At 69.2% G+C, this 12,465-nt stretch carries 10 protein-coding genes and 1 pseudogene; 5 read left to right on the top strand and 6 right to left on the bottom strand.

Translation table 11 applies throughout. From position 1 onward, the window contains the following. Positions 1-1,047 precede the first annotated feature (1,047 nt). A complete protein-coding gene (locus HUW62_RS40695) occupies positions 1,048-1,926 on the top strand; it encodes a DUF58 domain-containing protein (RefSeq protein WP_163864003.1) in 879 nt (292 codons plus the stop codon). Further along, entirely contained in the window at positions 1,923-4,025 is a 2,103-nt protein-coding gene (locus HUW62_RS40690; protein ID WP_163864004.1) for a BatA domain-containing protein, read from the top strand. The genes HUW62_RS40695 and HUW62_RS40690 overlap by 4 nt, the downstream gene beginning before the upstream one ends. Positions 4,026-4,076: 51 nt before the next feature. Here HUW62_RS40690 and HUW62_RS40685 read toward each other — a convergent pair whose 3' ends face one another. Next, positions 4,077-4,229, bottom strand: coding sequence for a hypothetical protein (locus HUW62_RS40685; protein ID WP_176437487.1), 153 nt, complete (start codon positions 4,227-4,229; stop codon positions 4,077-4,079). A 143-nt stretch (positions 4,230-4,372) separates the two neighbouring features. Between HUW62_RS40685 and HUW62_RS40680 the strand changes: the two genes are divergently transcribed. Continuing rightward, positions 4,373-5,644: a glycosyltransferase gene (locus HUW62_RS40680; protein ID WP_163864006.1), complete on the top strand. Its 1,272-nt coding sequence runs from the start codon at positions 4,373-4,375 to the stop codon at positions 5,642-5,644. Between the two features lie 419 nt (positions 5,645-6,063). Here HUW62_RS40680 and dbpA read toward each other — a convergent pair whose 3' ends face one another. Beyond that, on the bottom strand, positions 6,064-7,446 hold the full coding sequence (dbpA, locus tag HUW62_RS40675) for an ATP-dependent RNA helicase DbpA (protein WP_163864007.1): 1,383 nt from the start codon (positions 7,444-7,446) through the stop codon (positions 6,064-6,066). A 441-nt stretch (positions 7,447-7,887) separates the two neighbouring features. Between dbpA and nagZ the strand changes: the two genes are divergently transcribed. Continuing rightward, positions 7,888-8,952, top strand: a complete 1,065-nt coding sequence (nagZ, locus tag HUW62_RS40670) for a beta-N-acetylhexosaminidase (RefSeq protein ID WP_176437488.1) — start codon at positions 7,888-7,890, stop codon at positions 8,950-8,952. A 103-nt stretch (positions 8,953-9,055) separates the two neighbouring features. Here the strand turns inward: nagZ and HUW62_RS40665 are convergent, their stop codons facing one another. The 4 genes from HUW62_RS40665 to HUW62_RS40650 all read right to left on the bottom strand — a co-directional run bounded on the left by HUW62_RS40665 (position 9,056) and on the right by HUW62_RS40650 (position 12,087). After that, entirely contained in the window at positions 9,056-9,517 is a 462-nt protein-coding gene (locus HUW62_RS40665; protein ID WP_163864008.1) for a hypothetical protein, read from the bottom strand. Positions 9,518-9,616: 99 nt separating this feature from the next. Continuing rightward, positions 9,617-10,111, bottom strand: coding sequence for a hypothetical protein (locus tag HUW62_RS40660; protein WP_163864009.1), 495 nt, complete (start codon positions 10,109-10,111; stop codon positions 9,617-9,619). A gap of 382 nt (positions 10,112-10,493) precedes the next feature. Further along, positions 10,494-11,534, bottom strand: coding sequence for a thioredoxin-dependent thiol peroxidase (bcp, locus tag HUW62_RS40655; protein WP_255203924.1), 1,041 nt, complete (start codon positions 11,532-11,534; stop codon positions 10,494-10,496). 58 nt (positions 11,535-11,592) lie between these two features. Beyond that, entirely contained in the window at positions 11,593-12,087 is a 495-nt protein-coding gene (locus tag HUW62_RS40650; protein ID WP_163864011.1) for a hypothetical protein, read from the bottom strand. Positions 12,088-12,143: 56 nt separating this feature from the next. Here HUW62_RS40650 and HUW62_RS40645 point away from each other — a divergent pair. Then, positions 12,144-12,465 (top strand): annotated as a pseudogene (locus HUW62_RS40645) (hypothetical protein); the annotation flags it as partial.

Raw genomic sequence — 12,465 nt, 5'->3', positions numbered from 1 at the left:
CTCTACACCTATTAAGTCGTCGGCAGCGTCAGATGGGTATAAGAGACAGACCCCTCGAGCGACGACCTCCGCGCAGTCGAGGAGCTCGCCGAGGCTCGAAACGCCATCGTCGGCCAGATTGAGAAGCGCGTCGTCGGCCAGCGGGAAGTCGTCGAGCACCTGCTCATCTCGCTCTTCAGCCGAGGCCACTGCCTCTTCGTCGGTGTGCCGGGCCTCGCCAAGACGCTGCTCATCTCCACCCTGGCGGACGTCCTCAACCTCTCCTTCAACCGCATCCAGTTCACCCCGGACCTGATGCCGTCGGACATCACCGGCACGGACATCCTGGAGGAGGACCGCAACACCGGCCGGCGCAACTTCCGCTTCGTGCAGGGGCCGCTGTTCGCCAACATCATCCTCGCGGATGAAGTGAACCGCACCCCGCCCAAGACGCAGGCCGCCCTGCTCCAGGCCATGCAGGAGTACCGCATCACCGCGGGCGGACGGACGTATCCGTTGGACCTGCCCTTCCTCGTGTTCGCCACCCAGAACCCGATTGAGCAGGAAGGCACGTACCCGCTTCCGGAAGCTCAGCTGGACCGCTTCATGTTCCTGGTCGACGTGGGCTACCCCACGGCCGAGGAAGAGGTGCAGATCGTCAAGAGCACCACGGGCGGCGAGCAGCCGAAGCTGGAGAAGATTCTCTCGCCCGAGCGCATCCTCGCGCTTCAGGAGCTGGTGCGGCGCGTGCCGGTGCCGGACCACGTGGTGCGCTTCGCGGTGGAGCTGGTGCGCAACACCCGTCCCAAGGAGCCCGGCGTGCCGGACTTCGTGGCGAAGAACGTGTCCTGGGGCGCGGGGCCTCGCGCGAGCCAGTACCTGGTGCTCGCGGCGAAGGCGCGCGCGATCCTCCACGGCCGCTTCGTGGCCACGGTGGAGGACGTGCGGGCGCTGTCGAGGCCGGTGCTGCGTCACCGCGTGCTGCCCAACTTCACCGCGGAGAGCGAGGGCATCACCTCCGTGAAGCTCATCGACCAGCTCCTCACGGTGGTGAAGGGCTAGCGCCGCGTGCTGCTCGATGCCCAGACACTGGCCCGCCTCAAGGGCGTGAAGCTGCGTGCCCGCGCGGTGATGGAGGGCGTGCTGTCCGGCCTCCACAAGAGCCCCCACCAGGGGCAGAGCGTGGAGTTCGCCGAGCACAAGGAATACGCCCCCGGCGACGAGCTGCGCCACCTGGACTGGAAGGCCTACGGCAAGTTCGACAAGTATTACGTGAAGCGCTTCGAGCACGAGACGAACCTGCGCTCGGTCATGGTCGTGGATGCGTCCGCCTCCATGGGCTACGGCAGCGGCGCGATGAACAAGCTGGAGGTCGCCACCACGCTGGCGGGTGCGCTGTGCTACCTGCTCGTTCGCCAGCAGGACGCGGCGGGGCTGGCGCTGCTCACCGGTGGCAAGTGGAAGGACGTGCCTCCGCGCGCATCGGCGGGTCACCTCAACGTGCTGCTGGAGACGCTGGACGCCACGGCGCCGGGCGGAGGCACGGACCTGGGCAGCGCGGCGGACCACCTGGCGGAGGTGCTGCCCCGGCGCTCCACCGTCATCGTCCTGTCGGATTTGCTCGACGAGAAGCAGGACGCGCTCAAGCGGGTGCTGGCGCTGCGGCAGCGCAAGAACGACGTGTCGCTGTTCCACGTCGTGGACCCGGCGGAGCTGACGTTCCCCTTCGATGACCCCACGCTCTTCCTGGACATGGAGGGCGAGGGCCGCATCGAGGTGAATCCGCGCGAAATCAAGGAGAGCTACCTGGAGGAGTTCCACGCCTTCCTGGCCAGCGTGAAGGCCGCGTGCGCGGAGGCGGACGTGGACTACGAGCTGGTGCGCACCGACGAGAAGCTGGATGACGTGCTGCTGCGCTACCTGGGGCGACGCGGGAGGCGCAAGTGACGTTCGGCAATCCGTGGATGCTCCTGGGCGCGCTGGGCGCCTTCATCCCCCTGCTGGTGCACCTGTTCGACCGGCGTCGGCCGCGCCCCCATCCGTTCGGCCCGATGGCCTTCGTGCTGCGCAGCCAGAAGCGCACCGCAAGCCGACTCAAGCTCAAGCGCCTGCTGCTGTACGCGCTGCGCACGCTCATCCTGCTGGCCATTCCGCTTGCCCTCGCCCGGCCGGAGCTGAGCCGCGACGCGCAGGCCGCTCAAATCGTGAAGGGCCCGGCCGCCACGGCCATCATCCTGGATGCATCGCTGTCCATGCGTTGGACGGACGGCACGTCCCTCTTCGAGCGAGGTCGGGACGAGGCGCGCGACGCGCTCAAGGACCTGCTGCCCGAGGAGCCGGCGACGGTGCTGGTGTGCACGAGCTCGCCCGCCACGCCTCCGCCTCCGGGGTTCGACCGGGCGCGGTTGCGGGGACTGGTGGATGAAGCGAAGCCGACCTACGGGGCGGCGGACCTGTCGCGGTGCATGGAGATGGCGTCGCGTTCGCTGGAGGAGAACCCCATGGCGGCCAAGCGGCTGGTGGTGGTCTCCGACATGGCGGCCTCGGCGTTCCGGCTGGAGGCCCCGCCGCCCACGGTGAAGGGCCCCACGGGCGCGCCGGTGAAGCCCGAAGTGGTGCTGCGCGACGTGGCCGAGGGACGCGAGGCGCTCAACAACCACGCGATTGTGGACCTGAAGGTGGAGCCCGCGCTCCAGGCGGGGCCGCGCTCGTTCCAGTTCACCTTCACGGTGCGCAACTTCGGGACGGAGCCGGCCAAGGACCTGGAGGCCGCGGTGCGCACGGGCGAGACAACGCTGGCCAAGGGCTTCGTCGACGTGCCCGCGGGTGGCACCACGCAGAAGGCGTTGACGGTGCGCTTCCCACAGGGTGGCACGGTGGTGGGTCAGGTGACGTTGGCGTCGGACTCGCTGGTGGAAGATGACCGACGGGCCTTCGTGCTGCCGGTGCCCAAGGCGCTGAAGGCGCTGGTGGTGAATGGCGCGCCCCATGCGACGCGATATCGCGACGAGGCGTTCTTCGTGGACGCGGCGCTGACGGCGCCGGGCTCGCCGGTGGAAGTCGCGGTGCGGGACTCGGAGGTCGGCCTGCGCGAGGACTTCTCCGCGTATGACCTGGTGCTGCTGCTGAACGTGCCCGCGCCCAACCCGGAGGAGGCCGCGCGGTTGGAGGCCTTCGTGGAGAACGGCGGCGGCCTGTTCCTCAGCATGGGCGACCGGGTGAACACGGAGGACTACAACCAGCGACTGGGGGCGGTGCTGCCCAGACCGCTGCGCGTGGTGCGCACCAGCGCGGAGCGCGACACGGACCCGGAAGCGGAGACGAAGGCGGCGCGGCTGGCGCAGGTGAAGCAGGAGCACGTGCTCTTCTCGCCATTCACGGGCCGGGCGGAGGAGGGGCTCATCGGCGCGCGCTTCTACCGGTACATGCTGCTGGAGGCGGACAACCCGGCGTCGCCCGGCGCGAGCCAGGTGCTGGCCACGTACGAGGACGGAGCGCCCGCGGTGGCGGTGATGCGCAAGGGCAAGGGCCGCGTGGCCATGTTCACCAGCACGGTGGACCGCGACTGGAGTGACTTCGCCATCCGCACCAGCTTCCTGCCGCTGATGCAGCGCTTCGCGGCGTACCTCACCGGCTCGCTGGAGGAGCGCGAGGAGGTGCGCGTGCGCGTGGGTGAGTTGGTGACGCTGCGGCCGGAGGGCGCTCAGAAGGTGACAGCGGTGAAGGCGCCGGACGGGAGCGAGCTTCCGGTGAAGGAGCAGCCGGACGGCTCCGTGGTGGCGGGGCCGGTGCTGGAGCCAGGGGCGTACTCGGTGCTCGGCGCGGACGGGAAGATGCAGCCGGCGCTGTCCTTCGCGGCGATGCTCGACCCGGCGGAGAGCGACTTGACGCGCGTGCCGCAGGACACGCTCACCGCGTACTTCGGTGAGGAGACGGTGAAGGCGTCCAGCGGCGACGAGGACCGGCCCACCGTGCCGCTGTGGACGTGGTTGATTCTCGCCGCGTGCGTCGCGTTCTTCTTCGAGGGGACACTGCTGCGCAAGTAGGCGCGGACACCGACGTCGGTGAGCGCCAAGGCAGGTGTCGTGTGAGAAGGCTCAGCCGATGAGCCTCACCTCCTGCGCTGCCGGGGCGAGGTTCGGAGAAGAACCGAGGCGGACGGGACCCTCTCGCGTCCAGTTGCCCGTGTCGCGGTGCTCGGTGCTGTACCAGCGCACGCGCGGCCTCTGCTCGGGCTGCATGGCTCCCATGGCGGGGGGCACCACGGCATGCGACACTGGCCATACATCTCGAAGGGTGTGCGTCGCGCTCCTGGCACGCGCAGGATTCTCGGTGGTCGGGCCGCCACCTGGCCGCGGTTGTTGCCGCGGACGAGCTCCTGAGTGGGGGTTGCATGCGCGTGCTCATTTCTACCTACGGTACCCGAGGTGATGTCCAACCCTTCGTCGCGCTCGCCAAGGCCCTGAAGGAGCATGGCCATGGCGTGGCGCTCTGCACACCTACCGGCTTCCGAGGCATGGTGGAGCGTCACGACATTCCATACGCGCATATGGACAATGCAGTGCTGGAGCTGACGGAGGCGGTTCTGCGCGCCCCAACGCGTGCCGAGCAGCGGCGGCTGTTCAAGGGGTTCGGTGCCATCATCCGCGCGGGCCTGGATGACGAGTGGCGCGCGGCGCGGGAGCTCAAGCCGGACGTGCTCGTGTACCACTCCAAGGCGCTCGGTAGTCACCACATCGCGGAGAAGCTCGGGGCCGCCGAGTTGCTGGCGATGCCGCTGCCGCTGACTCCGACGCGCGAGTTCCCGGTGCCGATAGTCCCGAGTCTCCGACTCGGCGGTTGGCTCAACGCGCTCAGCTACCGAGTCCTTTCCCTGGCCAACGCGGTTTGGGCCGGGGCGACCAACGACTTCCGGGTGAAGACACTGGGCCTCGCGCCGCTCTCACGCTTCGCGGACCCGATGAAGAAGGCCGACGGCTCCGCGGTGCCGGCGCTGTACGCGTACAGCGAGCATCTGCTGCCACGTCCCACCGACTGGCCTCCCCAGGCGCAGGTGACGGGCTGCTGGTTCCTCGACGAGGGCGTCCGATGGACGCCTCCCGCGGCGCTGCAAGCGTTCCTGGAAGCGGGGCCGCCGCCCGTCTACGTGGGCTTCGGCAGCATGGGCGCGGCGCATGCTGATTCTCGTGCCGCCACCGTCCTGAAGGCGGTGGCGTTGACCGGCGAGCGCGCGGTGCTGGCCACGGGCTGGGGAGGCATGAAGGCGCGAGAGCTCCCACCCGATGTCTTCATGCTGGAGTCCGCGCCACATGACTGGCTGTTCCCTCGAATGAGCGCGGTGGTGCATCACGGAGGGGCCGGCTCCACGATGGCGGGCTTGCGTGCGGGCAAACCCACTGTCATCTGCTCTTTTCTTGGCGACCAGCCCTTCTGGGGGCACATGGTTCTCCGCGCGGGCGTAGGGCCTCCGCCGGTACCGCAGAAGTCGCTCACAGCCGAACGGCTCGCGAATGCCATCCGCACGGCACTGTCCCCGACAGTACGGGCTCAGGCCACGGCGATGGGTGAACGCATCCGAGCAGAGGACGGAGTCGCGCGCGCCGTCCAGCTCATCGAGCAGGAGCATTCGAGGTGGAGCCACCGTCATGCCCGACGGGATGCGTGAGCGTGGACGCCTCGGTCACGCGGCCAGGCACGTCCCCGCACCCGCCACAAACCCGATCGCCTCGGCCCACTCTCTGTAAACATGGGTGAGACAGTCCGTGCCCGGCGGTTCAGTGTGCGGGGCGACCCAGCCAGGAACGATGAGTCCGGTGGTGGAAGAGGTTCGGGTCAGGAGACCGAGGTGGAGGAGAAGGCGCGGCGCCGAGGATTCACGGCGGAGTACCCGTTGAGGGTGCTCGCGGAGGCAGACGGCTACACGAAGCCCGGTGCTCAGCATGGTGGGTGAGGACTTCCTCGACCAGTACGAGGCCCTGGGAACGGGAGTGGCGCTTGAAGTTCCTGTGCGCGCACTGAGCCGCGTGACTCGCGGGAGGGAGTGTCACCTCGTGGCGCTCCTTCACCGTACGCATCCACAGCGGGCTACTTCACGCGCTCGATCTTGTGCTTGCGGCCTTTGATCTTGCCCTCGCTCAAGTGCTGGAAGGCCTTCTTCGCCACGCGGCGCGCGATGGCCACGTAGGCGATGTGGTCCTGAATCTCAATCTTGCCGACGTCCGTGGCGGCGAACCCTCCCGCCTCGCCCGTCAGCGCGCCGAGGATGTCTCCCGGCCGCATCTTGTCCTTGCGCCCGGCGGAGATGTACAGCGTCTCCCACTCCGAGCCGAGCGAGCCCGGCTTCGACGCCGCCGCCTCCAGCTCCGCCGCGTCGCCCACCTCCAGCTTCAAGCCCAGGGACTGCTCAATCTCCTCCACCTTGCGCTTATCGTTCGGCGCCACCAGGGCGATGGCGAGCCCCGTGAGCCCCGCGCGGCCCGTGCGGCCAATGCGATGCACGTACGGCTCCGGCTGGAAGGGCATGTCGAAGTTGATGACGGCGTCGAGCGCCTCCACGTCGATGCCTCGCCCCGCGACATCCGTGGCGACGAGCACCCGCGTGGTGAGGTTGCGGAACTTCGCCATGACGCGGTCCCGCTCGAACTGCTCCAAATCCCCCTGGAGCCCGTCCACGCTGACGCCCGCTTCAGAGAGCGCCTTCGTCAGCTCCACCACCGTCGCCTTGTGGTTGCAGAAGACGATGGCGGAGGACGGCTGGTAGAGCCGGAGCACGCGCAGCAACTGCTGGGTCTTCTCCTCGGGCTTCGTGTCGTAGCGGACCTGACGAATCGCGGGCGTGGCCTCGGTGTCCTCCACCGTCACGCGCACGGGGTCCTTCTGGAACGCGCGGCTCAGGGCCGCGATGTCCGGCGGGAAGGTCGCCGAGAAGAGCACCGTCTGACGCCGTGAAGGCATCGCGCCGATGATGCGCTCCATGTCGTCGCGGAAGCCCATGTCGAGCATCCGGTCCGCCTCGTCCAACACCAACGTGCCCAGCCGCTTCGTCTCCAGCGCCTCGCGCTCCAGCACGTCAATCACCCGACCGGGCGTCCCCACCGCGATGTGCGCGCCCTTCTCCAGCGCCTCCAACTGCGGCCGGATGGGCTGCCCGCCCGCCAGCACCAAGACCTGAAGCCCCGGCAGCCGACGCCCCAGCTTGCGAATCTCGCCCGCCACCTGCGCGCACAGCTCACGCGTGGGACAGAGCACCAGGCCCTGGAGCCGCCGGTCCTGGAGCTGGACCTGACGCAGCATGGGCAGCGCGAAGGCCGCCGTCTTGCCGCTGCCGGTGCGCGCCTGGCCGACCAGGTCCTTGCCCTGGAGCAGCACGGGGATGCTCTGCGCCTGGATGGGCGTGGCCGACTGGAAGCCCAGCTCGGCGAGGACCTGGAGCAAGGGTGGAGACAACTCGAGCGCGGCGAAATCCATCAGGGCCTCGATTGAACGGAGGCGCGGAAGGTGCCTCGGAATCCCGGGGCCCTTGTAGCAGCCGTCCGGGGCGGAACAAGCCCCTGTGTCAATGCACCGTCGGGCGCCGACACACATGACGCCTGACTGGACGCAGCCCGCGCTCCAGGTGGTGATAGACACGCTCGGTCTGAATCATCGTCCCGTGCTCCCCCGGCAGGTGGACGGGTGGGCGCGCCGGCCCCTCCGCCGCGCTTCAACGGAGCGATACGGGGGTTCGACGACACCCGCCCGAGGTCGGCCCTCCGGATGGCGCCTGGCGGACATGACTGCCCTGGGAGGTGACGGGCAGACGACGCCCGGTGCGCTCCGCGAAGGAACGGAGTCCAGCTTGGGCCGGGTTCTGCGACACTGCGCGCCGTGACTGCCTCCGCCCTCTACCGCGACTGCGCCCGCCTCTTCATGGTGGGCTTCCCTGGGACTCGCATCGACGCCGACCTGGCGGCGCTGATGGATGACGGCATCTATGGCGCCATCCTCTTCAAGCGCAACGTAGGCACCGCGCAGGAGACGGCGACGCTGTGCCGCGAGCTGAAGCTTCGCGCGGGTCGGCCCTTCATCCTCTCCGTGGACCAGGAGGGAGGCCGCGTCGCGCGGCTGCGCGGGGCGCCGTTCACCGCCCTGCCCCCCATGCGCGAGCTGGGACAGCGCGGAGATGCCCGGCTGGTGGAGCGCGTGGGTCGGCTGCTCGCGCACGAGCTGCGCGCGGTGGGCTTCGACTGGGATTTCGCGCCGGTGCTGGATGTGGACACCAATCCGGCCAACCCCGTCATCGGAGACCGGAGCTTCAGCCGAGACGCGGAGGAGGTCGCGCGGCTGGGCGTGGCGCTCGCGCGCGGACTGGAAGCCGGTGGCATCGCCTCCTGCGGCAAGCACTTCCCCGGGCATGGCGACACGACCACGGACAGCCATCTGACGCTGCCCAGGCTCGCGCACGATTTGGAGCGGCTGCGTCGCGTGGAGCTGGTGCCGTTCCGGGCGTTCGCGCAGGCGCGGCTGGCCTCGCTGATGACGGCGCATGTCCTGTTCGACGCGCTGGACAGGGGCGTGCCCGCGACGATGAGCGAGCGCGTGCTCACCGGGGTGCTGCGCGAGGAGCTGGGGTTCGACGGCGTGCTCGTCAGCGACGACCTGGAGATGAAGGCCATCGCGGACCACTACACGGTCGAGGAGGCCGCGGTGCAGGGCACGCTGGCGGGCGTGGACCTGTTCCTGGTGTGCCACCAGGCGGACGTGCAGCGCCGGGCCATCGAGGCGGTGGTGAAGGCGGTGGAGTCCGGACGGATTCCGCGCGAGCGCATCACCGAGGCTCACCGCAGGCTCGACGTGCTCGCCGCGCGCTTCGCGCACCCGGCGGAGGACCGGCTCGCCACGCTGGGCGGTGCAGAGCACCACGCGCTCGCCAAGGGGCTCGACAGCGCCTTCGCGGGCAAGGACCCCACCGAGGTCATGCTCGCGTCTCGCTGAGCAGGACGGCACCACGGGGCACGCGCCCCGTGTACGGAGCGATGTCATGCTCGCGTCTCGCTGAGCGGCACGCCACGGGGCACCACATGCCCCGTGGACCAGGTCAGTGCGGTCCCTGGGAGTCCTCGCGAGGCGGAGCATCACCGGGCTTCGGGCTCGACGCTCCGTCCGGTGGCTTGTTCGCGGGTGGAGCTCCCGGCTTGGGAGCGGACTGTTCGTCCTGCGCCTGCTGCTTCTCCTGCTCCTGCTCGCGCTGAATCGCTGTCGGCGAGCCAGCGGCGATGCCGGGCTCCACTCGCGGCGGGACGTTACCTACCGCGGTGGGAGGCAGGTTCGTGCCCACGATGTCCTGCACCGGCGCGATGTTGGGTGTGCCCGAGCCACCCGTCCCCGGGCCGAAGCTGCTCAAGGGCTGCGCGTCATTGGCGATGCCCTGATATGGGCCGCCTGTCCTGGGTATCTCCCGACGGATGCGCTCCTCGTCGCGCTCGCACGCCGTGCCCAGCAACGAAGCCACGGCCAGCGCGCCGGGTAGAAGCCAGCGGCGAATGTTTCCCTGGTTCATGTTCCATCCCTCCGGCGAGCCATTCAGGCCCCAGAGGGATGGATACCCATCCTCGGCGACGGGCGACGGCGGGGAGCCGGCCTGCCGCTCGACACGGACCTAGCGCACCAGCCGGGTGTTCCGGTCCTGCCAGCCCATCGGGTGGTAACCCCAGCCGTGGTTGTAGTCCGTCGTGCTCCCCACCACCGCCCCATCCTCCCCACCGAGGCCCTGGGATGCCGGAGCGTAGGTCGCGCCACCCTCGATGCCATACCGGTCCTGCATCATCTTCCCCTTGTCATCCCAGAGGGAGTTGTTCTGCTTTCCCTCCAGCTTGGGCGTGCGCGGGTCGATGCTGGAGCCGATGTCCTTGATGGTGCCGTTGTGCCCGCGGTCCGCGACCATCAGCCACGGCGGGGACTTCTCCGGGTGCACGTTGCCCTGCATGTCCAGGAGGGCCTCCGGCTGGATGCCACGCTGGGCGAACGGGCCACCACGGCTCTCGTCCGGCTGCTTGCCACCCGTCTCGGGCAGAGCACCACAGCCCACGGCGCCCAGGACCCCCACCGTCACCGCCGCCACCTGAACCCACCGACGGAAATTCCGCTCGCGCATGTCCACTCCTCGGCTTGTCTGTCTTCAAGTTCCCCGCATCCCCAGAGAGTGGACACGCCTGGTGTCCAAACCACGGGCCGGGTACACGGCGGCCTCTCGGGCCGCTTGCTCAGTTAAACCCTCGGCCGTGCTCGCGCACTGTCTTCTTCGCTGACACTGTGGACTGAGACTTCTTCGCGACAGAAGCCCGCGTCTCGCCGCAAACCTTGCGCGACGTGTGCACGATTTGCGCGAAGGAATCCGGGCTCGGGCTCGAGCACTCACCGCATGGAGCGCGGGAGGGAGACCTCGAGTTGGAGAGACGTAAGGAGCTGGCGTGGACGAGGCGGGATTCACCGCGTCCACGCCTCTCGGCAGTGGCCTACTTCACGGCAGCCGTCCGCTACTTCCGCTTCGCGGCGGACTTCTTCTTCGCGGGAGCGGCCTTCTTCGCCGAGGCCCCCTTCTTCGCGGACGCCTTCTTCACGGGCGCCGCCTTCTTCGCGGACGCCTTCTTCGCGGATGCCTTCTTCACCGGAGCGACCTTCTTCGCGGACACCTTCTTCGCGGATGCCTTCTTCACCGGAGCGGCCTTCTTCGCGGACACCTTCTTCGCGGGCGCCGCCTTCTTCGCCGAGGCCCCCTTCTTCGCCGGAGCAGCCTTCTTCACAGGCGTCTTCTGCGCGGGAGCAGCCTTTTCCGCGGGCGCGGCCTTCTTCACGGGCGCCGCCTTCACCTCGGCATCCACGGTGGCCACGGCCTCATCCCGCGACTCGGGCTTGCTCGCCGGAGCCTTCGTCGCCGCGGACTTCCGCTTCGCGGGCTCGAACTTCGTCACCCGCGCCGGCGCCGTCAACGGCGTCCCCGAGAGCGGAGTGAGCTCATCGGCGGCCCTCTCCGAGCCCCTCACGTACGCCGCGGACAACTCGGGCGCCGGCGCCTGCTCCACCTCTAACGCGGACCCGCCCGCCACCGGAGCACTCGGCTTCGCACCCAGCGCGGCGAGCACCTCCACGACGTGGCCGTTCACCTTCACCTTCGGCCACACCTGCTTCACCTTGCCGTCCGTCCCAATCAGGAACGTGGCGCGGTTGATTCCCAGGAACTTGCGTCCATACAGCGACTTCTCCCCCCACACGCCATAGGCGTCCGACACCTGGTGCTCGGTGTCCGCCAGCAGCGGGAAGGGAAGGTTGAACTTGGTCGCGAACTTGCGATGGCTCGCCGTGCTGTCCGCGGACACACCGAGCACCACCGCGCCGGCGGCCTCCAGCACCGAGTGCTCGTCGCGGAAGGCGCACGCCTCCACGGTGCATCCGGGAGTGTCATCCTTCGGATAGAAATAGAGGACGACGTTCTTCCCCGCGAGCTGCGAGAGCGTCACGGAGTTGCCGTCCTGGTCCTGAAGCACGAAGTCGGGAGCCGCGTCACCTGCTTGGGGCATGGGCATGCGCGCTCCATAGCCACAAACCCGGCGCGTTCTCAATCATCCGTGAGCAACGTCAATGCGGCTCGCCGCCGTGCTCGTGGCCCTGCTCCCCGGGGGGATGGCTCTTCGCCTCCAGTTTGACGAGGTCCGCGTGGCACTGCCCCAACGCCGTGCGCAACGGCTCGCGCGCCGCGGCATCCGTCGCCTGTCCCAGCTTCTTCGCCAGCGCCTCGCACGCGGCGCGCTTCACGTCCGCCTCGCTGGTGCCCGGCCCCGTCGCGCCAGGGGTCGCCAGCGGACGGGGAGGCAGGCTGCCCCGCAGACCCCGGATGGCCGCGAGCCGCTTGTCCGCTTCCGGACGCGAGCGAGAGCCCGCGGGCACCTTCTCCAGCGACGCCACGACTGCGTCCCACGCCGGGTCCGTCGGCGGCACGCCCTTGTCCACCAGCGCCTCGTATTGCGCATTGGCTTCCTGGAATTGCTTCTTCCCCGAGTCACACCCGGAGAAGAGGACCCAACAAAGCCCGAGCGAGAGCACGGTCGGCAGCGGTCGGAAGGCAGTCCACATGACGCGTAGGTACCTCTTGCTGGCCTCTGGAGGGAAGCGCGGGTAGGGTCCGCGTCGTGCAGCCCATTCTCCTTGCCTTCCTGCTCGGTCTATCCCAAGGCCTGCTCCACGCCGTGGGGCCGGACCATTGCGCGGCCGTGGCCACGCTCGGAACCCTGAATGGGGGCCGGCGGCGCGCGGCCATCGCCACCGCCTTCCGCTTCGCGCTGGGGCACGCGGCCATGCTGGGCGGCATCGCCTCCCTGTGCCTCCTGGCCGGCGTGGGCCTGTCCGAGACGTTCGAGCGCTGGGCCGAAATCTTCGGTGGCGCCGTGCTGGTGGCCCTCGCCGTGACGGCGCTGCTGTTCCCCAACAGCCTCCACCACGGCCACCCCCACC

The sequence above is a fragment of the Myxococcus sp. AM011 genome (assembly GCF_013372595.1).
Taxonomy (GTDB): domain Bacteria; phylum Myxococcota; class Myxococcia; order Myxococcales; family Myxococcaceae; genus Myxococcus; species Myxococcus eversor.
This window is presented reverse-complemented; position numbering and strand designations above follow the sequence as displayed.

Coding starts and splice junctions, on each gene's coding strand:
- HUW62_RS40685 (WP_176437487.1), bottom strand. CDS start 4,229: ATGGGAGCCATGCAGCCCGAGCAGAGGCCGCGCGTGCGCTGGTACAGC.
- HUW62_RS40680 (WP_163864006.1), top strand. CDS start 4,373: ATGCGCGTGCTCATTTCTACCTACGGTACCCGAGGTGATGTCCAACCC.
- dbpA (WP_163864007.1), bottom strand. CDS start 7,446: ATGGATTTCGCCGCGCTCGAGTTGTCTCCACCCTTGCTCCAGGTCCTC.
- nagZ (WP_176437488.1), top strand. CDS start 7,888: ATGGTGGGCTTCCCTGGGACTCGCATCGACGCCGACCTGGCGGCGCTG.
- HUW62_RS40665 (WP_163864008.1), bottom strand. CDS start 9,517: ATGAACCAGGGAAACATTCGCCGCTGGCTTCTACCCGGCGCGCTGGCC.
- HUW62_RS40660 (WP_163864009.1), bottom strand. CDS start 10,111: ATGCGCGAGCGGAATTTCCGTCGGTGGGTTCAGGTGGCGGCGGTGACG.
- bcp (WP_255203924.1), bottom strand. CDS start 11,534: ATGCCCCAAGCAGGTGACGCGGCTCCCGACTTCGTGCTTCAGGACCAG.
- HUW62_RS40650 (WP_163864011.1), bottom strand. CDS start 12,087: ATGTGGACTGCCTTCCGACCGCTGCCGACCGTGCTCTCGCTCGGGCTT.